This is a genomic window from Nocardia sp. 2TAF39, assembly GCF_052114905.1.
Lineage (GTDB): Bacteria > Actinomycetota > Actinomycetes > Mycobacteriales > Mycobacteriaceae > Nocardia.
On the sequence record NZ_JBFRFQ010000031.1, the window covers coordinates 1 to 22,985 of the forward strand.

The window sequence follows — 22,985 nt, forward strand, 5'->3', positions numbered from 1 at the left end:
AAGATTATCCGCACCACCTCCAAGGTGAAGGCGCACGACGAGAACGAGGTCGCCGGTATCGGTGACCGTGTTCAGCTGATGGAGACCCGTCCGCTGTCGGCCACCAAGCGCTGGCGGTTGGTCGAGGTGCTGGAGAAGGCCAAGTAAGCATCTCCTCAACCTGAAACTCGAAGGCCCGCTTCCCGTTCCGGGAAGCGGGTCTTCGCTCGTTCACGCCCATCGCCGGTAGTGAAATGGTGGCTTCGTGGCGAAGCGGGGCCGCCATTCGACTACGTTCAATGCTCCTGTCCGCATGCCCCAGCCGTCTAGAGGTGGGCACGTTCCGAATTTGCGAGATCGTCGACAAGAGGCCTGCTTCCCGATTGGGAGGCGGGCCTTCGCCGTATTCAGATGGCGGGCCGACCCACCGAAGTTTCGCCGATGGTCTAATTGCTTAGCGAAAGTAAGCTATGTATAGTTGCATACCGCAAGCAACTAATCTCGTGCTGGGAGTGGGCATGGCAGTGTCACCCGATACGGCTCAGAGCCTGATAAAGGAGCTCTATTTCATGGGCCGGGCGATCCGTGCTGCCCTCTCTCACCCGGAAGAAGGGCACCTGTTTCCAGGCGGTATCGGTGTGCTGGGCTCCCTCGAGGCCAGAGGGCGGTGCCGACAGGTGGATCTGGCCGTGGACCTGTGTATCAGCCCATCGACACTGAGCAGGCATGTTGCCGAGCTGGTGACCTCCGGCGACATTGCCCGCCATGCCGATCCCAGCGACGGACGGGCCACCCTCATCCAAATCACCGACGAAGGACGCGATCTGCTGCAGCGCATCCGCGTGTCGCGCGCACGGGGATTGCAGGCCGCTCTCGCCGACTGGAGCGAGGACGAAGCCGAGCAGGCCGCCATGGTTATTCAGAAGCTCAGGAATTCACTGGCCGCAGTTGCGCACCACACCGCGGTGGACGAGCACCAGCCGGTTTCGACAGAGAGTCAGGAAGTAGATGTCTAGTTCAGTCGAGGCGGGGACCCGGCGCGCCCCGTACGCGATGACCCACCGCGAAATCCTCGAAGCGATGGTCGGTTTGCTGGCGGCGTTGTTCACGGCGCTGCTCAGCACGACCATCGTCTCCACCGCGCTACCCACCATCATCGGCGCGCTGGAGGGATCGCAGACCGCATACGCCTGGGTCATCACCGCGGCGCTGCTGTCCAATGCCGCGTCCACCCCGATCTGGGGCAAATTCGCCGATCTGTTCAACAAGAAGCTGCTGGTCCAGTCGGCCATCGTCATCTTCGTTGTCGGCTCGATCATTGCCGGCGTCGCGGGAAATGTGCCTGTGCTGTTGGTCGCGCGCGTCATCCAGGGCATCGGCATGGGCGGATTGACCGCGCTGGCCGTGGCGATCATCGGCTCCATCGTCGCGCCGCGTGAACGCGGACGCTACTCCGGCTACATGGGCGCCGTGATGGCGGTTTCGATGTCCGGCGGACCCATCCTCGGTGGCATCATCGTCGACAGCTCGCTGGGCTGGCGTTGGTGCTTCTTCGTGTGTGTGCCCCTGGCGGTGATCGCGCTGGTGCTGTTGCAGCGGACCTTGCGGCTGCCCACCGAGCGCAAGGACGGGGTGTCGATCGACTGGCTCGGCGCCGCCCTGCTGACCGGCGGTGTGTCGGTGCTGCTCATCTGGGTGTCGTTCGCCGGGAAGGCGGGCTACTACGCGTGGTTCTCCCGCGAATCGGCCCTGTATGTCGCCGCGGGTGTGTTGCTGCTGCTCGCGACCGTGTGGGTCGAGTCCCGAGCCGAGTCGCCGATCATCCCGCTGCCGATCATTACCGAACGCACCACCGGTCTGGCGATCATCGCCTCGATCGCGGTCGGAATCGGCATGTTCGGTGCCACCACCTTCCTGGGCCAGTATTTCCAGACCGCGCGCGGGTACTCGCCGACCCGGGCGGGCGTACTGACCATCCCGCTGGTCTTGGGCATGCTCGTCGCGTCGACCGGCTCCGGACAGCTGATCACCAGGTTCGGGAAGTGGAAGGGGTTCGTTGTCGCCGGTGGTGCGCTGTTGGTGGTCGGGTTCGGGCTGCTCTCGACGATCGATCACGCCACGAATCTGTGGCTGGTCGGCACGTACATCACCATCGTCGGGCTCGGCGTCGGCATGATGATGCAGAATCTCGTTCTGGCCGTGCAGAACACCGTGAGCGTGCACAGTATCGGCGCCGCGTCCAGCAGCGTCGCCTTCTTCCGCACGTTCGGTGGCGCGATCGGTGTCTCGGTGCTGGGTTCGGTACTGGCTACCCGGGTGAGCGAGCTCTCGGCAGAGGGTTTCGCCAAGCTCGGTGTGCAGACCAGGTCCCCCGGTGGCAGCAACCTCAATCTCAATGCCTTGCCGACACCGATAGCCACGATCGTGCGCGCCGCCTACGGTGATGCGACCGGCCGGATCTTCCTCATCGCCGCGGCCGCGACGGTCGTCGCCCTCGTTGCGACCGCGCTGCTCCCGAACCGTCCGCTGCGCCGCACGATCGACATCGATCCGGCTCTCGACCCGACTACGAAAAAGTCTCCGTTGCAGGACAATCCGACCGCCACGGACGGCATGGCGGCACTGGACGCCGAACTGGCTGTATTGGCCGAGTCGAGCTGGGACGAAAACCAACTCTGGGAAGGCGCCGAGCGGGTGTTGTCCGAGCCTGAACCGGTGCCGGCCGCATCGGTCGGGCGGCATGCGTCGGTAGCACAGAACGGTCATCGTGTGTACCAGGTCGATGCGTCGTCACAGGCCGGTCTGTCGACTGGCGGATTGCCCGGGTCGGACTTCGACGGTGGGGCGTTGGGCGGTCGTGTCCACCGTGAGGATGGTCGTCCGGTGCCGGGTGCGGTGTTGACGTTGATCGACCAGGGTGGCCGTCAGGTCGCGCGGGCGAGCAGTGCTGCTGATGGTGGTTATGCGATCAGTGCGCCGGAGGTGGGTGGCTATGTGCTGATCGCGTCGGCGATAGGGCACCAGCCGGCTGCGGTCAATGTGTCGGTCGGTCCGCGGCCTCAGCGGCTGGATGTGACCTTGGTGGGTGCCGGTGAGTTGTCGGGTGTGGTCCGTACCGCCGGGCACGGTGTGCCGTTGTCGGGTGCGACCGTCACGTTGACCGATTTGCGTGGTGAGGTGGTCGGGGCGGCTGTCACGGGCGTCGACGGCACCTACGTGTGTCACGGTGTGGTGTCGGGTGTCTATACCTTGGTCGCGGTCGCTGAGCATATGCGTCCCAGTGCGACCACATTGACGGTGCCGGACAGTGGTGTGTTGCGTCATGACATCGAGTTGGCTGCGATGGCGGTGCTTGCCGGGTCTGCGTGGACCGACGGCGGCCGGGCGGTGCCGGATGTGCTGGTCAGCGTTTTCGACGCGGCGGGTGAGGTGACCGCGATAACACGCACCGACGAGAACGGCTGCTATGTCGTGACCGATCTGCTCGAAGGGCAGTACACCGTGATTGCTCGTGGTTATCCGCCGGTGACCGGGCAGGTCACGGTGTCCGGTGGCGAGGTCGCCTACGATGTGCGGCTCGGTTACGGGCTCGGGGATCGTTGATGAGTGGGTTGACCGGTCGTGTTTGCACCGCGGATGGGTGGCCGGTGCCGGACGCGGTGTTGACGGTGACCGATATGAAAGGGCACCAGATCGCCCGTGCGGTCGTCGACGAGACCGGCGCGGTGGGCACTGAGCTGTTGCCTGCGGGTATTCATACCGCGGTGCTCACTGCGGTCGGGTTCGGGCCGGTGGCGCGGACCGTGCAGATTTCTTCGGTAGGGACCGGTGTGCTCGGTGAGGTGGTGCTGGTGCCGGTGGCAGGTGTGGTGGTGTCGCCGCCGCCGGGGCCGTGGACGATCGATCCGGTGCATTCGACGGTGATCGCCGCAGCGCGTCATCTGGGTATTGCGAGAATCAAGGCGCGATTCGCGGAGGTGAGTGGGCGGCTCGATATTGCTGAGCCGTTCGAGCGGTCCACTGGGTACGCGGAGATCAAGGCGGCGAGTATCGATACCGGTATCTCGATGCGTGACAATCACCTGCGTTCGCCGGAGTTCTTGGATGTCGACAATTATCCGATGATCACTTTCACCGGCAGCGGGTTGCGTCGTACCGGTGGGGACACCTGGGTGATGTCGGGTGAGCTGGCCTTGCACGGGCAGCGTCGCTCGGTCGATCTCGAGGTGACCTACGGTCGGTTCGGAGCGGATCCGTGGGGTGGTGTGCGTGCCGCGTTCCACGCCGAAACACTGCTGCACCGCAACGATTTCGCGATCGATTACAACGCGGTCGTGCGCGCGGGAGTGGCCGCCGTCGGCACCACCGTCAAACTCGACCTCGACATCGAAGTCGTACAAGGCGAGCAGCTACCCGCAATGTAGGCGAGTGCCGCCGAAATATGGTGCAGTGTTCTGATGGGCGTGCGACATGAGGTCGCGTGTGTTGAGTGGACGGTCTTCAGGCGGGCAGTCCGGTTTCTATTGGTATCGCAAGTGGTATCATAACTCAATGGCCTGGACAATGCGGCTCCCGGAGGATGAAGAGGCGGCGCTCAACGCGCAAGCTGACGTGGAAGGACGGTCCAAGCACGAAATCACCCGCGATGCTGTACGGGCCTATCTGATGCGGCATCGTCGATGGGAGACGCCGCTGCTCACCGACGATGAGACGTTCGATCTCGGGGGGCCGATCGGTAAGGACGACATTCGTGATGCGATGAACCGGCCCGCATGATCGTTGTAGCGGACACCTCTGGAATTCTCGCACTGTTCAATCGCTCGGATCCCGAACATTTCGCTGTTCGCCGCGCGGCCGATGAAGCCAGCGCATTGGTAGTCAGCCCCCTCGCGCTGACCGAAGTGCATCATGTCGCGAGCGTGCGTGCTGGTCGTACGGTCGCCGACGGCATCCTCGCCTTGCTCGCCGATCGCATCACGTCTACGCGAATTGTCGTCGCTGATGTGGATGCGGCGCAGTTGCGGACAGCTGTTGAGGTCCGCGCGAGCTATGACGGCTTGGACCTGGACATCGTTGACGCGGTGTGCGTCACGTTGGCAAACGAATTCGACACCGATGCGATACTGACTCTCGACCGGCGGGATTTCAGGGTGGTGCGGCCACTGAACACCTACCGCGCTTTTCGGGTCCTGCCCGACGACTGGAGCCCGACCGTCAGGTAATTCTGGAGGTCTTGCCACGGGACCGCTGGCAAGCGGGGTGCGGCATGGTTGGTTCCTCGCGGCCTGGACGGGCACGCTGACGGAGCAGCGTTCATCGACGTGGCGGTATCGGGCGTTTGGTCATCGGCGAGGTAGAGGCTGCGGCCTGCGCCCTCGGCGGCCCATTCCGCCGAGACCTGGGAGCAGCGAACTGTCAATGCGCTCGCTTCATCGGCCGCGCGACGGACAACGGACATCATCGACGGGTCGTGTAATGGTGGCTTCGGGGCGAAGCAGAGGCGCCCTTTGACTACGCTCGGTGGCTCAGCTGGTCTTGCCGTGAGCGTGGCGCTCGACAGAGACAGCGCGCTCGGGCGCTATACGCGCTGGCTTGTATCGAGGTGCGGGAGAAGGCCATGGAGGTGTGAACGGTGGGGTACGTGACTCGACCTGGCCAACCCTATGACCGAGTGCTGCTGCGGAAGCATCTGCTGAAGACACGGGTCGCGGGGGAGGTGGCGACGCCTCGGGAGGGGAATCTGACGAACTATCGCAAGATGGTGGAGAAGGATCCGGGGTATCAGTTCGGGCTGGCGCTGAAGGATTGGACGTTCGCTGAGACTCTGGACATGATGGCGCGGTTGTGTGGGGTCAGCCCCGACCCCCGTCATCTGCGGGGCTCCGACACTATCGACGCGGACCTGACTATCGATGCGCTCGAGGCGGTGGGCGCGCGGATCGGGCTTGCGGCCCGCCGCCGGGAGACGGTGATCCTGGCGACCGGGCATCCGGAGACGCTCATGGGCCTCTATCGAACTGTCGAGGATGCATTGCGCGCGGCGGGATGTGCGGTGCTGACACCTGCCGCCGGGTGGACGTATCGGGTCGACACTCCCGGTGGGCCGAAGAGTCGCGAAATCGTCTATACCTCAGGGGTTGCCGCGCTCGGTACCGACGACAGGCTGAAACACACCCATGATCCGCACCCTATGCAGGCGGTACTTCGGGAGTTGCGCGACGCCGAGCCCCGCCGCTGGCCCGATCTGGCCATAGCCGATCATGGCTGGGCCGGTGCGGCAGGTGAAGCAGGCATCGAGACTGTCGGATTCGCCGATTGCAACGACCCGGCACTGTTCGCCGGACAGGCCGAGGGCAAGATCGCCGTCACCGTTCCGCTCGACGACGGAGTCCGCCCAGAGTATTACCAGCCGCTGATCACTTATCTGCTCGACTGTGCGGGGCTCGGTGGATGACTGAGACGGCACGTCGAGGCCGCAGCTGACGAGAACGAGATCGCCGGCGTCGACGCCGCGTCGACCTGCTGGAGACCCGCCCGCTGTCGGCCACCAGGCGCCGACCGTTGCCCGAGGCTCCTGGAGAAGAGCAACTAAGAGCTGGCCTGGACCCTGCGATTGCCGGAGGGCGAAGAGGCCACGCTCAACGCGCAAGCCGATGCTGAGGGCGTTCGAAACATGAAATCACTCGCGATGAGGCCATGAGCCGCTGCCCTGCCGGGGCGTGATACGGGGATCCGTCCGCCCACCGTTGCGTTATACGTATACATCTACTTATAGTGATTCGGACGGGGCGCTGGAGCGTCGCCGACAACACCGAATCGACACCGGCGCCGCGGGATTCCGGCAGGGACCGCTGGCCTATACGCATGCGTGAATGCGTATTGATTTATTGAAATGGGGAATTGGCATGACCACCGATCCGAACAACCCGACGAGCGCGGACCCGATCGACGCGCCGGTCGGCGGCGTAACCTACGTCAAGGAGTCCGCCGAGCCGGGCGGGGTGGACGACGTCCGCGAGATCGTGCTGAGGGTCGGCCCGGGCGGCGCGCGCAGACAGCGCTTTTTCGGCAGGCGGCTCGGCGAATCACGAAAGTGCAGCAAGGTGGGGATGGAGGTGGTGCGGGTCTTCGTGAGCCGCAAAGGCAAGTTCGTGGTGCATCGGCAGGAATTCAATTGGCGTGAGCTGGCCGTAGTGACCGACTGGAAGGGCTGGCGGGACCTGTTCGGGTTCGGTGGCAGTGACCGAGAGTGGGGTGACTACCTGGTCGAGATCGTGGATTCGTCGGCCGAACTGCAGGGCCGGATCCCGGAGCGCATCTACCGGACGGTCGTCGACGCGGCCGAGCACCCGACCTCTCAGGACCTCGAAATCTGAACTGCCCCCAGCATTGACGAATCGGGAAGGGATTCTCCGCAGATGTTCGCACGACTTGGCGCCGTGGTCGTCCACAATCCGTGGAAGGTGATCGGCTTATGGGTGCTCCTCGCCATCGCGGTGGTGGCCTCGGCACCGGAACTGAAATCGACGACCGACCAATCCGCCTTTCTGCCTTCGCATTACGAGTCGATCCAGGCATTGGAATTGCAGCAGAAAGCATTTCCGCAGAGTTCAGCGCCCGCGGCGATCATCGTGTTTGCGCGGGCGGACGGGTCGCCACTGACCGACGCTGACGCGGCCTCGGTCGCGTCGATCGGCACACAACTGCTCGGCGCGCAGATCAAGGACGTCACCGCGATACAGCCGACGCCGCCCTCGGAGAACCGGCTGATCCAAATCATCGCGGTGCAGATGACGAAGGTGACCAATCCGAGCGATACGACGCAGAGCGATGCGGTCAAGGCGCTGCGTGCGGAGCTGAAGAACCGAGTAGCGGGCACCGGCCTGAAGGCGGGCATCACCGGTCAGGCGGCTCAGGTCTTGGACCAGCAGGAATCCAGCGAGAAGGGCATGGCCATCATCGGCGTCGCCACCATCGTGCTGATCCTGGTGCTGTTGCTGGTCATCTTCCGCAGCCCGGTGATCGCACTGCTGCCGATCGTCGTGATCGGGGCGATCTCCAGCATGGTCGGCGGGTTGATCGCCGTGGTGGCCAAGGCATTCGACCTGCAGATCGATGCTTCGATCAACGCCATCCTGGTGGTCGTGCTGTTCGGCGTCGGCACCGACTACATCCTTTTCCTGATGTTCCGCTACCGCGAGCGGCTGCGTGCGGGTGAGGATCCGAAGACCGCCATGATCAGCGCCGTTACTCGGGTGGGTGAGGCCATCACCTCCGCGGCAGGTGCGGTGATCATCGCGTTCATGGCGCTGGTGTTGTCCACGCTGGGCATGTTCCGTGCGCTCGGTCCTGCGCTGGCGATCGCGGTCGCGGTGGCGCTGCTGGCTGGACTCACGCTGGTGCCAGCGGTGGTTTCGCTGCTGGGCGCCAAGGTGTTCTGGCCGTCCAAGGCATGGCGAACCGAGCCGAAGGGTGCGCGCTTCGCCGCGGTCGGCAATGCGCTCGGCCGACGGCCCGGCGCCTTCGCCGTGGTCTCGGGCGGTGTGCTTGTCGCACTCGGTGTGCTCGCCTTCGGCTTCCACCCAACCTTCGACCTCAGCTCCGGCTCGACCTCGGAAACGTCCGAATCCGTGGTCTACAGCAAGGAATTGGTGAAGGGGATGCCGGCGGGAACAACCCAGCCCTCGGATGTCCTGCTGCGGTCCGGCGGTGGCGAATTGACTGTCGATCAGCTCACCACCTACCGCAGCGCGCTGGGCGCGGTGCCTGGCGTGGGACAGGTGGCGGAGCCGACGTTGTCCGCGGACAGGACGATTGCCGATTTCGTGGTGACGCTCTCCGATGCACCGGAGTCGGACGCCGCGCTCGATACTGTCAAGGGGCCGCTCCGGGATGTCGCGCACTCGGCGGCACCCGCGGATGTCACGGCCGCGGTCGGCGGGTTGACCTCGGTGTTCGTCGACTTCCAGGATGCGATGGCGCGCGATTACTCGATCGTGTTCCCGGTGGCGGCGATCCTGATCATGATCGTGCTCGGATTGCTGCTGCGCAGTCTGGTCGCGCCGTGGTATCTGATGGCGTCGGTGTTTCTCGGGTTCGCCGCCACGCTGGGCGCCGCCGTGCTGGTGTTCCAGCACTTCCGCGGCGAGTCCGGCCTGATCTTCACGCTGCCGGTGATCATGTATCTGTTTGTGGTCGCGCTCGGCACCGACTACAACATCCTGATGGTTGCGCGGCTACGGGAGGAAGCGCGCGAAGGCAGCGAGCCGAAACAGGCTGCGGCGCTGGCGCTGCGGCACACCGGACCGACCATCGCGGCGGCAGGGGTGATCCTGGCGGGTACGTTCGCGTCGATGATGCTGGCCGGGAACAATGTGCTCGCGCAGATGGGCTTCGCCATCTCGGTGGGTATCGCGATGGCCGCGTTCGTCATGGCGATGTTCTTCACGCCGGCGCTCACGGCGATGATCGGACACAAGGCGTGGTGGCCCGGGCACGGTGACCGGAAGCCGGGTGGTTCGGTGTCCGGCGGAGCGCGAGGAGCGCGACACGACGAGCCGGCGACCTACTACCGGGGCGCCGAGCAGACCTCGACCGCTACGACGAGCCGGTCCGAGTGAAGCGGCCCAGCAGCGGCGATAGCAGCTGAGTAGACCGGAACAGGGCTGTGCCTTCGGAATTCCCGCGGCACAGCCCGTTCGGCACGGAAACTGGTAGGCACGGCCGGAGGATTCTGCGGCTACTCGGAAACGATGGCCATAGCTATTCGCTCAGATCCTGGCCGCGCCAACTTTTTCGCTCTGGGACTTCGGCGACGCCTGGTGGCGCGGTCAGCTGTGCCGGTGCCGTCAGAAGGACGTGTGGTCAGCCGGTGATGGCGTAAGGGCGGTGGACCTTGATCGCCGAGTCGAGGACGCGGGTGACCGCGGAGCGGGAGACTCCGAGCTCGTTGGCGATGGCAGGGGTGGTACCGCCTTGGTCGGCGAGGGCGAGGATCTCCCTGACTTCCTCGAGCGGCAGATTCGATAGATGCCGGCCGGTGATGGCCCGTGCGATCGCCGAGATCTCGTCGTCATCGGTGTCGGCTTCGTCGGTCTCGATCGGTACGTCCTCGTCCTCGTCCGTCTCGAGGATCGGTATCGGTTCGGAACGCAGGTTCGGGCGAGTGGGTTCGGGGGCTTCCTCGAGGACGAGTTGTTCACTCTCCGCGTCGGCGGAGCGGTCGCCCTGGTCGGTAGAAGGCGATTTCCCGCGTGCTGACCGCGGCGCCGTAGCATTCGCATTCTCCTGGGAGGCGGTGCCGGTGGTCACCGCGGGCAGTATGTGGATGGACTCGACGGTATCGCGGCTCTCGCGCCCGACGGTGTCGGCACCGCGATGAGCTCGATCGGTGGGACGGTTACCACGTTCGAGACTCGGGAGTTGCTGTGGCGGAAGGCCGTTCGTTTTTCGGTTCGCCCTGCCGGTTGCCGCGGCGGATCGCTCGCGGACCGCGAATTCGTCATGCACATCGTCAATCGAGATCTGTTGCGAGGCAGGCGTATTCGCGGCAACCCCAGAGGACTTGTTCGCGCCGGCGCCGGACTTCTCATCGCTGTCCGTCGCGTCGACCGGTGCGTGGTCCGGGTCGACGGACATAGACGAACTAATGGGGCTGAATGGTTTCGCCTTCACCTCGGCCGGTGAGGAATGTGTCGTCAGGTCATCAGTCGAGGGGGCGGTGTGTTCCTCGGGCAGAAGGCCGAAGACGTATTTTGCGAGCGAGGAAATGGGGTGATCGTCGGGCGGCCTCGCCTTCTCGCTGTCGATGACCGCGGGAACGGTGCTTCCGTTCTTCGCATGCGGTGCGGTGTGTCCGTTGGTGGTCCGAGCGGCCGTGTGCGGGTCGACCGGAAGGTCGTGAAAATAGCCGTTGGCGGAGTTCGCAACAGGGTGGTCAGTTATGGCCTGCGGGAATGTAGGGCCGTCAGCATGCGGTGCTACCGCGAGTCCGTCACTCGATGATTCGGCGGCGCGGCCAGAAGTGATCGACGTCTGGGGGACTTCGCGGTTCGTATGGTTCGTCGGTGTGAGATGCGGGCCGCTGACCGGATGGTGACCGCTGTCAGTGTCACCGTTGACCGCATGGTGAGTGTTGATGGTGTGGTGACCGTTGATGGTGTGGTGACCGTTGATGGTGTGGTGACCGTTGACCGCGTGGTGACCGTTGACCGCGTGAATGTTGGTCGATGACTTGGCCCGTCCGTTGATCGGCAGATCGACTGCGTTGCCGTTGGGTCGCGACGGCAACGCATCGTCGGCCGGCGCCCCGCCGGGCTGATTCGTCGCTATCCAGGTGGCGGCCGACTCGCGCCAGGTGTCGGTGCGAGTGAAAGCCGCCGTGGTGGGAGCCACACTGGGGTGGACGGTGGTGTTGTCGTGCACGGAATACTGAACGTCCCGGGCTTCGGGCCGATGAACCCGCGCTCCGGAAGCATCGTGATCTGCCGCGCGACCACTGCTCACATGCACCGCGTCTGTATTTCCATCGCACCGAAATCGGCCGACGTTCGCCGAATCGTCCTTTCCGTCGAGGGGCCGATAGCGGCCACTGTCCAACGTTGCTTTCGGGGCGCGCTCCGCTTCGATCCGAATTGTCTGCGGGTCGCGCTCGACCACCGGCGCCCCATCGATCAGTACCGCGTATCGCGCGGATACCCACGCGTGCAGCCAGATCACGACGCCGACCATCACCGGAGCGATCGCGTACTCGCCGGCGCGGCCGAGATCGCCCGCGGCGAGGTGCGGTCCCGCGTTGAGTGCGATGGTCGTGCCAAGTAGCGCGGTCTCGAAGAAGATCACCTTGCCGCGCGCCAGTTCCCGGCCCCACCGTGCGGCTGTCGTCGCCACGACCATGATGGTGATGATCGGTATCGAGATCATCGCCTCGATGCCGTAGCTCAACCAGTACAGCGGATCCGACATGTCGCCGCTGGGCACCAGGTTGTGCTGCACGTTGACCCCGGCCCACACCATGCCGAGCACGACGACGGCGATCAGCGCGCGCGACGACCATTCGGCTCGCCGGTAGAGCTGCGCCAGTCGCGCGTCGGCGCTGGACACTCGCCGCCGTGCCGCCAGCGCACGTCGATGCCAGCGGGCGTCGGCATCGTCGGAGCGGCGCAGGGCTGCCGCCGACTTGCGGTCGCGTTTCTCGGCTGCCAGTTCCGCTTCGATCTCGCTGCGCTGCTGTTTGCGCCGTTGCGCGCGAATCCATTCCGCGAGCTCGCGTTCCGCGGCGATTTCGCGTTCGGACAACACTTGCAACAGCGCCGGGTCGTATTGCAGGGGCAGTTTGCCGCGCGCGGTCTCGACTTGCTGTGCCAGCGCGGCGATCTCGGAACTACCGTGCGACAATTCGTCGGACATCGCGAGCCTTCCCAAGAGCAGGTGTCATGCCGATCGGTGGAGACATGAGTCGCTCGAACATATGTGTGATCCGAGTGAGACTAAACCGACCTCTGCCCGAGGTCAATGTCATGTGCTCGGGAGCAACGGCGACACGCCGGGCCGCCGAAATTCCCCGTGCGGCCGAAAAATCCGGCTGAGCGGCGCTTTCTGCCGTTCGTGTTCGGTGTCGAGAATTGGTTCGATTATTTCACTCCGGCTCGCGCATGAACCGCGTCCGGAACCCCCGTCGGCTCCGGATGGAAAGGTCGCGCAACAGCGAATATCGAGGGAGTCCCTGGCGGGCGAGTGATTCGTCGGCACGGTCGAATGCGGCCGACGGGAAGGTCGACGCCATATCCTGAGGCGCCCCGAAGTGCGCCCCGCGTCGGTGTGGTATGCCAGACGATCGCTGCCACCAGTGGTCCCGTGTTGTTCGTCGATCACGCGGCGGGATCGTGGTCGGCGGGCTGGTGCGGCGACAGCACTGCGCTGAAGGCCATGGCCAGCGTGGGTGTCGGATCAGGTCAGTGTGGTGTGCCAGACGACCGCTGCCGCCAGCGCGCCAGCGCCATTGAGCGACCAGTGCAGCGCGATCGGGGCCAGCAGGCTGCCGCTGCGGCGGCGTAGCCAGGTGAACACCACGCCCGCCGCGGCCGTCGCGAGCACCGCGAGCAGAATCCCGATGACCTGCCCGGCAATCCCGCCGCCGACGAATCCCGAAAGGCCGTGGTTGCCCGAGGTGAGTCCGAGTGAGGACGCGATGTGCCACATGCCGAACAACAGGGAGCCCGCAGCGAAGACACCGCGTGCACCGTACGCCCGGTCGAGTGTGCCATGCAGCACACCGCGGAAGGCGAGCTCCTCGGGGATCACCGTCTGCAATGGGATGACGATCATCGAGGCGATCAACGCGCCGGAGATGGTCGCATAGCGGTCGGCCAGGAAGAACGGACGGGTGGCGGGCAGTGCCGCCCCGATCGCCACTGCCGCGAGAACTACCGCCACCGCGCCGAGTGCGTAGTGCGAACCGCGTCGCCAGTGCCGAGGTGAGAGCCCCAACTCCGACCAGCCGAGACCGCGCCTGCGCACGAGCGCGAGCAGCGCGACGGCGGCGATCGGCACCGTGACAATGCTCGCCCATGCGGTCGTGAAGTGTGCGATCAGATTGGTGCCTGCCAGGACGATCACGACGACGGCCACGTCGATGTACGCGTGAATTTTATGGTGGGGGTGGGGCGGAGCTACGGAATCGTGCTGAGACATCGCGATCAGTCTACGGATCGGCGGCAGGTACGCCGGGCGCCGTGGTGTTCCGCAGCCAGATGGGTCACATTTCTCCGTGCATCCGAGTCGGTCGAGGTATGAGCCGTGCGGGGACGGGGCGTGGCCCAGCCACCGCGTCCCGCGCCAGGGCCGGTTGACCCGAGTGTCGTCAGCCGGCCCACCCTTCCGGATCGGTCCAGGCCTGCAGTGTGCGGGTGGTTTCGAAGCGGCGCGGCGTACGGCTGACCGGGTCGGTGAATTCGAGCGACGTGGCCAGCAGTTGCAACGGCCGGGTGAAATCGTCGACCGGCTTGTCGGTGAGCACGGGATAGAAGTCGTCCCCGAGGATCGGGATGCCGAGGCCGTTCATATGCAGGCGTAGCTGGTGGGTGCGGCCGGTGTGCGGGCGCAGTCGGTAGCGACCGAGCCCGTCGCGGTGCTCGAGCAGATCGACCTCGGTCTCCGCGTTGGGTTCGCCCGGCACCTCTTGGGCCGCGAGCACCTGCTTCTCCTTGATGATCCGGCTGCGCACTACGCGCGGCAGCGTCAGTCCGGGATCGAACGGAGCGATCGCCTCGTACTCCTTGCGGACCGTGCGCTTGTGGAACATGGTTTGGTAGGCGCCACGCCGGGCCGGATCGACGACGAACAGCACCAAGCCTGCCGTGACGCGATCCAGCCGATGGGCCGGGACCAGATCGGGCAGGTCGAATTCCCGGCGCAGCCGTACCAGCGCGGTCTGCAGAATGTGTTTGCCGCGCGGGATGGTGGCCAGGAAGTGCGGTTTGTCGACCACCAGCAGATCGTCGTCACGGTGCACGACAGTAATGTCGAACGGCACCGTCGTCTCCTCGGGCAGATCCCGGTGGAACCAGACCGCACCGCCCGGCACGTACGGAGCGTCGGGCGCGATCGGACCGTCGAGGTCGACGATGCCGCCCGCGCGCAGCAGTTCATCGATCCGCGCGGTCGGCACCCGGGGCAGCCGCTCGACCAAGTGGTCGCGAATGGTCGCCCAGGCGCCGTGCTCCGGCAATCGCAGCCGAGCCGGATCCAAGCCGTGCCGCTTCGGCAACGGCGGTTGCTGCCGCCTTCTCATCGGTACCGACCCTAGTCCGGGACGTCGCGGGCGATCCGCGCGAGGCCGCGGTCTCGTGGACGGATCGGAAAACAGCGGCTCACGGGCCCGTGATTCTCAGGTGGAGTCCGGCCGTCGTGAGCGGTGCGTTGGCGGCACGCGGTGGTGGAGGGCGGCGTGAACGCGATCGATCAGAACCCGCGCAGCCGATCCGGGGTGATACGCAGGACCACCGAGTACTCGGCGTAGAACTGCTCCTCGGTCATGTTGATGGAGAGCAGACCCTCGGCGTATTTCCTTGTGTAGGAGGCGAGTTCGTCTGCGGTCGGCCGCTGTTCGTCGATCCGTGCCGTGCCGGTGAGTACGACGACGTCGCCGCCGGTGGTTGTGCTGTTGAGATTCAGCGCGACCTGGGGATTGCGCAGGATATTGCGCACCTTCGGCTTTCCGGGCTGGCTGAAGATCAGGAATTCGCCGTCGCGCCACTGGAACCAGACGGGGTTGGGCTGCGGTGTCCCGGTGGGTCCGACGGTGGTCAACCAGAGGACGGATTCGCGGTTCAGTCGCTCGGTGACTTTCGCGCCGAACTCGGTCCCGGTGTCTACGACTGGGGCAGCGGATCGATCGGATGCCGTTGTGGTCATGACAGGGGCAACGCCGCGGCGCTCGGGGCGATTCCGCTCGATGCGCAAAAGCCGAACCGGTATGGGGGAATTGGCTCGTGCGGGTGTCCCCCACTGTTCGAAGGCAACTTAGCCTAACCTATCTTTCGAGGGACTATTCGATGGTGGAGAGGCGAGGCAGATGACGGTGGAAGTCACGTCGCTACCGGCGGCGGAGACCGGGAATCGGCCGCCGAAGGCAGTGGCGAAGCAACGCAAGCAACAGGAGGCGCTGGCGCGCAGGGAGATCCTCGCCCCGGTACGCGGCACACTGACGATCGCGAGCCTCATCGTGGCAGTCGCCTCGGTGTGCACCGTCGTACCGTTCGCGCTGATCGTCGAGGCGTGTCGGGAGCTGCTCGCGGTGCCGGTGGACACCGATCGGGTGTGGCGGCTGCTCGGTATCGCGGTCGGCGTGCTCGTGGTCCGGGGCCTGCTCCAGGCCGTCGCGCTGACCTGGTCGCACCTGATCGACGCCGGTTACCAGCTCACCGTGCGCCGCGCGCTGGCGGCCAAGCTGACCAGGGTGCCGCTCGGCTGGTTCGGCGAGCGCACCTCGGGGGAGGTGAAGAAATACCTGCAGGACGATGTCGAGGCGTTGCACTATCTGATCGCGCACGCGCGGCTGGAGTTCGTCGGCGCGGTGACGGTGCCGCTGGTCACCCTGGCCTACCTGGTCACCATCGACTGGCGGCTGACGGTGCTGCTGCTGCTGCCGTTGATCGCCTACGCGGTGCTGTTCAGCCGCATGATGGACCAGGAAGGCAGGGACCGGCTCGCGGTGTACACCCGCTGGGAGCGGCGCACCCAACAGGCCACCATCGAGTTCGTCGACGGCATCCAGGTGGTGCGGGCCTTCGGCCAGGCGGGCAAGGCGCACAGCGCGTATCAGGAGTCGGTGGACGGCCAGGCGCGCAGCCTGGACCGGCTCAAGACGCCCGTCATCGGCATCCAGTCGGCTTCCGACCTCGTGGTCGCCCCGGTCTTCGTGATGCTGGTCGTGGTGACGGGCGGACTCGCCGCCGTGGGCCTGGACTGGGTCGCACCGCTGGATGTGCTGCCCTTCGTGCTGGTCGGGTTGGGTTTGGGCAGCTCGCTGCTCGGTCTGGGTTACAGCACACAGGCAGTGCGCACGGCGGGCGCCGCGGCGCAGCGGCTGCACGAGCTGCAGCAGACGCCTGAGCTCAGAGCGGGCGCGCCGGGCGAAGCCGCGCCGCCCGCCCCCGCCGAGCCCGGTGTCGTGCGGTTCGAGGGCGTCGGCTTCGGCTATCGCGCCGACCATCAAGTGCTGCACGGCATCGACCTGGAACTGCGGCCCGGCACCATTACCGCGCTGGTCGGTCCGAGTGGCTCGGGCAAATCGACGCTGGCCAAGCTGCTGCCGCGGTTCTACGACGTCGACTCTGGCCGGATCACCATCGGCGGGCGCGACATTCGCGATTTCGGCACCGAAGAGCTCTACAGCGCGGTCGGATTCGTCTTCCAGGATGTGCGGCTGATCCGTGGCACGATCCGGGACAACCTGCTGCTCGGCCGGCGCGAAGCGGACGCGCAGGCGGTCGAGCGGGCTGCCAGGGCGGCCCAGATCCACGACCGGATCATGGCGCTGCCACGCGGCTACGACTCCGAGATCGGCGTGGACGCGACGATGTCCGGCGGCGAGGCGCAGCGGCTTTCGATTGCCCGCGCGCTGCTCGCCGATACCCCGGTGCTGGTGCTGGACGAGGCGACAGCCTTCGCCGACCCGGAATCGGAGGCGGCGGTGCAGGACGCGCTCGCCGCACTGGTGGCCGGGCGCACTGTACTGGTCATCGCACACCGGCTGCACACCATCACAGGTGTCGACCGAATCCTGGTGCTGGAAAACGGCTTCCTGGTGGAACAGGGCGATCACGCGAGCCTGCGCGCCGCGGGCGGCACTTACCAGCGGCTGTGGGAGATCAACGAGTCCGCGCTCGGCGACATGGCGCTGGTCGATCTGGAGGAAACACGATGATTCGCAAGGTTTTCGGGCTGGTTCCGGACGAACTCGCCCCGTTGTCATCGAAACTGCTGGCTGCCATCGTCATCCAGGCGCTCTGCCAGGCGGCGGCCTACCTGCTGCTCGTCCCGGTGCTGGAGGCCCTGTTCGACCGCGATCTCGAGCGTGCCTGGTTGTGGACGCTCGGGTTGGCGCTCGCGGTGGGCGGCGTGATCGTCTTCGGATACCGGGCCGCCGTGACCGGTCTGCGGATCGGCGTCGGCATGCAGCAGGGACTGCAGACCCGGCTCGGCGATCAGTTGAACGCGCTGCCGCTCGGCTGGTTCGAGACCCGCGACGCGGGCCCGCTCGGCCGCGTGGTCGTGGAGAACGTACGCGAGGTGCAGGGGCTTCTCGCCTATTTGCTTGCCAAGGCGCTGACCAGTGTCATCGTGCCGCTGGGCGTTGCCGTCGGCATGCTGTTCGTGGACTGGCGGATCGCGCTCACCATGCTGCTCGCGGCGCCGGTGCTGTACCTGGTCAACCTCGCGGCGAACCGCTCATATACCCGCTCCGACGCCAGGATGCACGCGGCGGCCGGCGAAGCCGATTCACGGGTGGTGGAATTCGCACAGGCGCAGCCGGTGCTTCGCGCCTTCGGTGCGGTGGGCCCTGGCAACCGGGCACTGGATTCGGCGCTCGCGCGACAGCGTTCGGCCATCACCAAGGCGGTATTCGGTGCGGTCCCGGGATTGATCGTTTTCGCGCTGTTCGTGCAGGCGGTGTTCCTGGTGCTGGTGTACGTGGCGGTGAGCCGGGTGACCGACGGCGCCGTCTCGGCCGCGTCGGCGATCGCGTTGATCGCGGTGAGCGCGCGGTTCATCGAACCGCTGAACCAGGCCGCACAGCTCGGCATGGCGCTGCGCGGAGCGAGCGCCGCGGCGGAGCGGATCACCGGGCTGCTCGCCGAACCCGTCCTGCCCGAGACGAGTGGCCCGGTCACGCCAGGCGCCCCGACAGTCGTCTTCGACCGGGTGAGCTTCGGTTACCGGCCGGGCGAGCCGACGCTCTCGGACCTGTCGTTCACCGTTCCCGCGGGCACCACCACCGCGATCGTCGGTCCGAGTGGTGCGGGCAAGACCACGCTGCTGCGGCTGGCCGCGCGGTTCTACGACGTCGAGTCCGGCCGGGTCGAGGTCGCCGGGCACGATGTGCGCGACCAACCCTCCGCGAGCCTGCTCAACCAGCTCTCCCTGGTGTTCCAGAACGTCTACCTGTTCAATCGCTCGGTCGCGGACAACATTCGCATCGGCAGACCGGACGCCACCGACGAAGAGGTGCGCCGCGTCGCCGAGGCGGCCAGGGTGGACGAGATCGTGCGGCGGCTGCCCGATGGCTACGACAGCGTGGTCGGCGAGGGTGGCGCGGCGCTGTCCGGCGGTGAGCGGCAGCGGGTTTCGATCGCCCGCGCGCTGCTCCAGGACGCGCCGATCGTGCTGCTCGACGAGGCGACCAGTGCGCTCGATCCGCACACCGAGGCGGTGGTCGTGCGTGGCGTGCACGAATTGACCAGGGACAAGACGGTGATCGTGGTTGCGCATCGGCTGACGACCATCGCGCACGCGGATCAAATCCTGTTCCTGGATGGCGGCCGTATCATCGAGCGCGGCACCCACGCAGAGCTGCTCGCGCTAGGCGGCCGCTACGCCGACTTCTGGAATGAGCGCTCCCGCGCCGCCGGCTGGCGGCTGGAGCCCGAGCCGGTGTAGCCGCCTACTTCCAGTAGGCGCGTGCCTTGATCGCGGACTTCGGCAGCGCGTGCGTGGTCTTGAGGGTCTTCACGATCGAGCGCGTGGTGTGCCCGTCGCAGGCCACCCAGGCGAAGGCATCGTGAGGGCATTCGATTTTCTGCGCCTGCTCGCGCATCAGTCGGCCGTCGTCGATGCGCTGCAGCCAGGTGACCTGGTGGTGCGGCTTGTTGCGGACCGGGAGAGTCTGGTCGGATTCGTACTGCCACTCCAGCCAGGCGCGCGCCGGGGTGTCGCCGATCGCGTCGAGCAGGGAGTTGATCGCGGGCAAAGAGGCGGTATCGCCGAAGATCAGGTATTCGGCGTGCGTGGTCTCCGGCAGCTGGAAGTCCGATCCGAGCACCGAGGCGTCGATCTCGTCGCCTACCTTTGCATTGCGGGCCCATTCCGCGGCGGGCCCGTTGTGCAGAGCGAATTCGATCCAGAAGCGGTCGTTCTCGGGATCGGGGTCGACGAGGGTGTAGCCGCGCTGGTGCTCCTTCTCGCCGTTGGGAATCCACAGCCGGACCCATTGCGTCGGATGCATCGCGTGGTCGGCGAGCAGGCCAGCCGCGCTGAAGCCGAGCCGGATGAACTTGTCGGTGATCTGCTCGGTCGAGGTGACGGTCAGCCGATAGTCATCGGCCCGCCACGCCTTCAACATCAAGCCTTCGAATCCTCTTCCCATGTAGCTAAGGCTAGCCTAAGGATCTCGCTCGCGCGGGTATCCCCGGTGGCATCAGGCGGAAAACCACGATGGCCTCGAGAATCTCGAGGCCATCGGCGCTGTGTCGGCGAATGAACTACACGTTGCAGGGCAGTGCGGCGAAGCCTGCGATGGTGCACAGCGATTCGCGCGACAGCTTCCATTTGCCGTCGATCTGCCGCCAGGACAAGTCGACCAGTGGCATGTCATCGTAGCCCGTCGCCACTGTCTTCAGCTCGGCGGTCAGGTAGTCGCCCCGTACGTTGACCGGGCCGACGATCGACCACTGGTAACCGGGCAGGGTCGCGATGAGGGAGGAGACCTGATCGATGATGGGCAGGCCCGCCTCGCCGACCTCCAACTCGGCGGCCCGGTCGGCGCGTGCAGCGCCCTTGTTGAGCAGGAGTCCCAGTTTTGCCTGCAGTTCCGCGGGTGCCGGGGCCGCGGCGAGCTGAATGCCGGGCAGAGTGGCCGAGGGGGTGGCGGTCGCGGCGCCGGCGAATCCCACGAGGGTGGCGGCGGTGAGCGCGAACGCCGCGGCGGCAGCGCTGGCCTTATGGGTGAACATGTGCGATCCAATCGTTCGGAGGGGGCGGGTCGGTCCCGCGGACTGGCACCGGTAAGCAATATAAGGTAAGCCTATGCAAACACGGGTGCGCGATTTCGGCCTGACCGCTCGGCCGGCATCGCGCCTCGGGTCTGTGCGGCTGATTCCCGGTAGGGATAGCCGCGCAGTGGCTGGATTGCAGAGTTGGGAGTACCGATGGACAGACTTCTGGTGGTCGGCGCGGGACCGAAGGCCATGGCGGTCGCGGCCAAAGCGCATGTGCTGCGTTCGCTCGGTCTGCCCGCGCCCCGCGTGACGGTGGTGGAATCCCATGCGGTCGGCGGGAATTGGTTGCCGAGTGGTGGCTGGACCGACGGGCAACATCGCCTCGGCACCAGCCCGGAGAAAGACGTCGGCTTCCCTTATCGCTCGACGTGGGCGCGCGGCCACAACCGGGCGATCAACGAGGCGATGACGGCGTTCAGCTGGACGTCTTTCCTGATCGAACGGGGCACATACGCCGAATGGGTGGACCGTGGCAGGCCGAGCCCGCATCATCACGTGTGGGCCAAGTATCTGCAGTGGGTTGCGCACAAAGCTGATGTCGAACTGGTGCTCGGTGCCGTGTGCAAGATCTCGCCGGCTGCCGACGGGTGGTTGGTCTCGGTCGCCGATGCCGACGGGGTGGTCAGCGAGTTGGATGCGGACCGACTGATGGTCACCGGGCCCGGCCGCAGCGACCGTGCGCTGGCGACACACCCGAAAGTGCTGAGCATCGCCGAGTTCTGGGATCTGGCGGGCAAGCGCAAGCTGCCCGCCTCGTCGCGAGCGGCGGTGATCGGCGGTGGTGAGACGGCGGGTTCGGCGATGGACGAACTGGTGCGGCACGACGTGCTGACCATTTCGGTGATCTCGCCCGCCGCCACCATCTACACGCGCGGCGAGAGTTTCTTCGAGAATTCGCTCTACAGCGACCCGGCCAAGTGGCGGGCACTGAGTCCGGACGAGCGCCGAGATGTGGTGCGACGTACCGACCGCGGCGTGTTCTCGGTACGTGTGCAGGAGACGCTGCTCGGTGACAGCCGGGTACATCACCTGCAGGGGCGGGTGGTCCGGGTGATCGACCAGGGGGACAGCGTAGCGCTGACGCTGCGCAACGAGTTGCGCCCAGATCAGGTGCACGCCTTCGACCTGGTTGTCGACGCGACCGGTGGTCAGCCGCTGTGGTTTCTGGAGCTGTTCGACGCCGACGCCGCCGATCTGCTGGAACTGGCCGTCGGCGGGCCGATCACTCAGTCCAGGATCGAATCCGCGATCGACCACGATCTCGCGGTATCCGGGCTCGACTCGAAGCTCTACCTGCCGAATCTGGCTGGTCTCGCGCAGGGTCCGGGTTTTCCGAATCTCAGCTGTCTCGGCGAACTTTCGGATCGGGTGCTGTCCTCGGGGTTCATGCGTTCCGCCACATTGTCATATGCTGAGGTCGGACGAGAGTTAAGCTAGGCTAGGCTAGCCTTACTAGGCTAGAGCTCGTCGAGGGTGAGGTTCGGTTCATGCGCATCGTGTCGTTCGGTTTCCAGACCTGGGGGCGGAAAACCCTGCAGGCCCTGATTGATTCGGACCACGCGGTGGTGCTAGCGGTGACCCATCCGGCGAGTGCTCAGTCCTATAAGGCCATCTGGTCGGATTCGGTCGAGGAACTGGCCACCGCGCACGGCATCCCGGTGCACCTGACCGAGCGGGCAGACGCGGAGACCATCGATCTGGTCAAGCGGGCCGAGCCGGACGTCATCGTGGTGAACAGCTGGTACACCTGGATGCCGCCGGAGCTGTACAACATGCCCCCGCACGGCACGCTCAACCTGCACGATTCGCTGCTGCCCGAGTTCACCGGATTCTCGCCGGTGCTGTGGGCGCTGATCAGCGGCGCGACCGAGTTCGGGCTCACCGTGCACCGAATGGACGAGCAACTGGACACCGGCGACATTCTGGTGCAGCACTCGCTGCCGATCGGCCCGAAAGCCACCGGAACCGAGTTGGTGCTCGCCGGAATGGAATTGATCCCCGGTGCGGTGCACGAGGCGTTGCACGCGCTGGAAACCGGCACCGCGGTCTGGCGGCCGCAGGACAAGGCACGCAGGACGTACTTCCATAAGCGATCCGAGCGGGACAGCCGAATCGACTGGCAAACCTCGGCGGTCGACCTCGAGCGGTTCGTGCGGGCGCTTTCCGATCCCTATCCGCGGGCGTTCAGCTACTACCGTGGCGAGCGGATCGAGGTGCTCGCCGCGCGGGTTTCCGACGCGCGCTATGGCGGTACCGCGGGGCGGGTGATCGTGCAGGAGGGCGGCGGGGCCGTGGTGTGCGGGCCGCAGGCGTTCCGAGGTGAGAACAACGCCCTCCTCGTCACCAGGGTGCGCACCGCAGACGGCGTCGAGCACGAAGGCGCCGAATTCTTCGGGCGCGGAGGCTATCTCACGGATTCGCGGGAATAACTCCGGCGCCCCGCCACAAGCGCTTGATCGCATGTCGCGGCGTCGGGGGAAGCAACGATCAACCCGGGGGCCGAAGGAA

19 protein-coding genes and 1 pseudogene are annotated in these 22,985 nt (G+C 66.0%); 14 read left to right on the forward strand and 6 right to left on the reverse strand.

The features are described 5' to 3' along the window. The 10 genes and pseudogenes from AB4Z47_RS19635 to AB4Z47_RS19680 all read left to right on the forward strand — a co-directional run. A partial coding sequence (locus AB4Z47_RS19635) for a small ribosomal subunit protein uS17 (protein ID WP_441952773.1) occupies positions 1–147 on the forward strand: 147 nt, incomplete at its 5' end. A 350-nt stretch (positions 148–497) separates the two neighbouring features. Continuing rightward, positions 498–995, forward strand: a complete 498-nt coding sequence (locus AB4Z47_RS19640; RefSeq protein WP_441952670.1) for a MarR family winged helix-turn-helix transcriptional regulator — start codon at positions 498–500, stop codon at positions 993–995. A 37-nt stretch (positions 996–1,032) separates the two neighbouring features. Next, a pseudogene (locus tag AB4Z47_RS19645) lies at positions 1,033–2,526 on the forward strand (MDR family MFS transporter); the annotation flags it as partial. A 66-nt stretch (positions 2,527–2,592) separates the two neighbouring features. Further along, positions 2,593–3,582: an MSCRAMM family protein gene (locus AB4Z47_RS19650; RefSeq protein ID WP_441952775.1), complete on the forward strand. Its 990-nt coding sequence runs from the start codon at positions 2,593–2,595 to the stop codon at positions 3,580–3,582. Then, positions 3,582–4,403, forward strand: a complete 822-nt coding sequence (locus AB4Z47_RS19655) for a YceI family protein (RefSeq protein ID WP_441952672.1) — start codon at positions 3,582–3,584, stop codon at positions 4,401–4,403. Before AB4Z47_RS19650 ends, AB4Z47_RS19655 begins: the two co-directional genes overlap by 1 nt. A gap of 127 nt (positions 4,404–4,530) precedes the next feature. Continuing rightward, the gene (locus AB4Z47_RS19660) at positions 4,531–4,755 is read left to right on the forward strand and encodes a ribbon-helix-helix protein, CopG family (RefSeq protein ID WP_441952674.1); all 225 of its coding nucleotides are present in this window, start codon (positions 4,531–4,533) and stop codon (positions 4,753–4,755) included. Continuing rightward, positions 4,752–5,201, forward strand: coding sequence for a type II toxin-antitoxin system VapC family toxin (locus AB4Z47_RS19665; protein WP_441952676.1), 450 nt, complete (start codon positions 4,752–4,754; stop codon positions 5,199–5,201). Before AB4Z47_RS19660 ends, AB4Z47_RS19665 begins: the two co-directional genes overlap by 4 nt. A gap of 419 nt (positions 5,202–5,620) precedes the next feature. Next, positions 5,621–6,433: a phosphatase gene (locus AB4Z47_RS19670; protein ID WP_441952678.1), complete on the forward strand. Its 813-nt coding sequence runs from the start codon at positions 5,621–5,623 to the stop codon at positions 6,431–6,433. A 451-nt stretch (positions 6,434–6,884) separates the two neighbouring features. Next, complete coding sequence (locus AB4Z47_RS19675) at positions 6,885–7,355, forward strand: EXLDI protein (RefSeq protein ID WP_441952680.1); 471 nt, start codon at positions 6,885–6,887, stop codon at positions 7,353–7,355. 42 nt (positions 7,356–7,397) lie between these two features. Next, positions 7,398–9,599, forward strand: a complete 2,202-nt coding sequence (locus AB4Z47_RS19680) for an MMPL family transporter (protein WP_441952682.1) — start codon at positions 7,398–7,400, stop codon at positions 9,597–9,599. 244 nt (positions 9,600–9,843) lie between these two features. On the opposite strand, the gene AB4Z47_RS19685 is transcribed toward AB4Z47_RS19680, so the two are convergent. The 4 genes from AB4Z47_RS19685 to AB4Z47_RS19700 form a co-directional block, all read right to left on the reverse strand. Continuing rightward, the gene (locus AB4Z47_RS19685) at positions 9,844–12,387 is read right to left on the reverse strand and encodes a helix-turn-helix domain-containing protein (RefSeq protein ID WP_441952684.1); all 2,544 of its coding nucleotides are present in this window, start codon (positions 12,385–12,387) and stop codon (positions 9,844–9,846) included. Between the two features lie 540 nt (positions 12,388–12,927). Beyond that, the gene (locus tag AB4Z47_RS19690; protein WP_441952686.1) at positions 12,928–13,671 is read right to left on the reverse strand and encodes a CPBP family intramembrane glutamic endopeptidase; all 744 of its coding nucleotides are present in this window, start codon (positions 13,669–13,671) and stop codon (positions 12,928–12,930) included. A 169-nt stretch (positions 13,672–13,840) separates the two neighbouring features. Further along, the gene (locus tag AB4Z47_RS19695; protein ID WP_441952688.1) at positions 13,841–14,770 is read right to left on the reverse strand and encodes an RluA family pseudouridine synthase; all 930 of its coding nucleotides are present in this window, start codon (positions 14,768–14,770) and stop codon (positions 13,841–13,843) included. A 170-nt stretch (positions 14,771–14,940) separates the two neighbouring features. After that, positions 14,941–15,393, reverse strand: a complete 453-nt coding sequence (locus AB4Z47_RS19700) for a TIGR03667 family PPOX class F420-dependent oxidoreductase (protein ID WP_441952690.1) — start codon at positions 15,391–15,393, stop codon at positions 14,941–14,943. Between the two features lie 160 nt (positions 15,394–15,553). On the opposite strand from AB4Z47_RS19700, the gene AB4Z47_RS19705 reads away from it, so the two are divergent. Both AB4Z47_RS19705 and AB4Z47_RS19710 read left to right on the forward strand, forming a co-directional pair. Further along, entirely contained in the window at positions 15,554–17,407 is a 1,854-nt protein-coding gene (locus AB4Z47_RS19705) for an ABC transporter ATP-binding protein (RefSeq protein WP_441952692.1), read from the forward strand. Beyond that, positions 17,404–19,140, forward strand: coding sequence for an ABC transporter ATP-binding protein (locus AB4Z47_RS19710; RefSeq protein ID WP_441952694.1), 1,737 nt, complete (start codon positions 17,404–17,406; stop codon positions 19,138–19,140). Before AB4Z47_RS19705 ends, AB4Z47_RS19710 begins: the two co-directional genes overlap by 4 nt. Before the next feature lie 4 nt (positions 19,141–19,144). Here the strand turns inward: AB4Z47_RS19710 and AB4Z47_RS19715 are convergent, their stop codons facing one another. Both AB4Z47_RS19715 and AB4Z47_RS19720 read right to left on the reverse strand, forming a co-directional pair. After that, complete coding sequence (locus AB4Z47_RS19715; protein WP_441952695.1) at positions 19,145–19,846, reverse strand: siderophore-interacting protein; 702 nt, start codon at positions 19,844–19,846, stop codon at positions 19,145–19,147. A gap of 115 nt (positions 19,847–19,961) precedes the next feature. Then, positions 19,962–20,432, reverse strand: coding sequence for a hypothetical protein (locus AB4Z47_RS19720; RefSeq protein WP_441952696.1), 471 nt, complete (start codon positions 20,430–20,432; stop codon positions 19,962–19,964). Between the two features lie 195 nt (positions 20,433–20,627). On the opposite strand from AB4Z47_RS19720, the gene AB4Z47_RS19725 reads away from it, so the two are divergent. Together AB4Z47_RS19725 and AB4Z47_RS19730 are read left to right on the forward strand one after the other, a co-directional pair. Further along, positions 20,628–21,914, forward strand: coding sequence for a SidA/IucD/PvdA family monooxygenase (locus tag AB4Z47_RS19725; RefSeq protein WP_441952698.1), 1,287 nt, complete (start codon positions 20,628–20,630; stop codon positions 21,912–21,914). 50 nt (positions 21,915–21,964) lie between these two features. Continuing rightward, positions 21,965–22,906 (forward strand): methionyl-tRNA formyltransferase, encoded by a 942-nt coding sequence (locus AB4Z47_RS19730; protein WP_441952699.1) that lies wholly within the window; start codon positions 21,965–21,967, stop codon positions 22,904–22,906. Positions 22,907–22,985 lie beyond the last annotated feature (79 nt).

Coding starts and splice junctions, on each gene's coding strand:
- AB4Z47_RS19640 (WP_441952670.1), top strand. CDS start 498: ATGGCAGTGTCACCCGATACGGCTCAGAGCCTGATAAAGGAGCTCTAT.
- AB4Z47_RS19650 (WP_441952775.1), top strand. CDS start 2,593: ATGGCGGCACTGGACGCCGAACTGGCTGTATTGGCCGAGTCGAGCTGG.
- AB4Z47_RS19655 (WP_441952672.1), top strand. CDS start 3,582: ATGAGTGGGTTGACCGGTCGTGTTTGCACCGCGGATGGGTGGCCGGTG.
- AB4Z47_RS19660 (WP_441952674.1), top strand. CDS start 4,531: ATGGCCTGGACAATGCGGCTCCCGGAGGATGAAGAGGCGGCGCTCAAC.
- AB4Z47_RS19665 (WP_441952676.1), top strand. CDS start 4,752: ATGATCGTTGTAGCGGACACCTCTGGAATTCTCGCACTGTTCAATCGC.
- AB4Z47_RS19675 (WP_441952680.1), top strand. CDS start 6,885: ATGACCACCGATCCGAACAACCCGACGAGCGCGGACCCGATCGACGCG.
- AB4Z47_RS19680 (WP_441952682.1), top strand. CDS start 7,398: ATGTTCGCACGACTTGGCGCCGTGGTCGTCCACAATCCGTGGAAGGTG.
- AB4Z47_RS19685 (WP_441952684.1), bottom strand. CDS start 12,387: ATGTCCGACGAATTGTCGCACGGTAGTTCCGAGATCGCCGCGCTGGCA.
- AB4Z47_RS19690 (WP_441952686.1), bottom strand. CDS start 13,671: ATGTCTCAGCACGATTCCGTAGCTCCGCCCCACCCCCACCATAAAATT.
- AB4Z47_RS19695 (WP_441952688.1), bottom strand. CDS start 14,770: ATGAGAAGGCGGCAGCAACCGCCGTTGCCGAAGCGGCACGGCTTGGAT.
- AB4Z47_RS19700 (WP_441952690.1), bottom strand. CDS start 15,393: ATGACCACAACGGCATCCGATCGATCCGCTGCCCCAGTCGTAGACACC.
- AB4Z47_RS19705 (WP_441952692.1), top strand. CDS start 15,554: ATGACGGTGGAAGTCACGTCGCTACCGGCGGCGGAGACCGGGAATCGG.
- AB4Z47_RS19710 (WP_441952694.1), top strand. CDS start 17,404: ATGATTCGCAAGGTTTTCGGGCTGGTTCCGGACGAACTCGCCCCGTTG.
- AB4Z47_RS19715 (WP_441952695.1), bottom strand. CDS start 19,846: ATGGGAAGAGGATTCGAAGGCTTGATGTTGAAGGCGTGGCGGGCCGAT.
- AB4Z47_RS19720 (WP_441952696.1), bottom strand. CDS start 20,432: ATGTTCACCCATAAGGCCAGCGCTGCCGCCGCGGCGTTCGCGCTCACC.
- AB4Z47_RS19725 (WP_441952698.1), top strand. CDS start 20,628: ATGGACAGACTTCTGGTGGTCGGCGCGGGACCGAAGGCCATGGCGGTC.
- AB4Z47_RS19730 (WP_441952699.1), top strand. CDS start 21,965: ATGCGCATCGTGTCGTTCGGTTTCCAGACCTGGGGGCGGAAAACCCTG.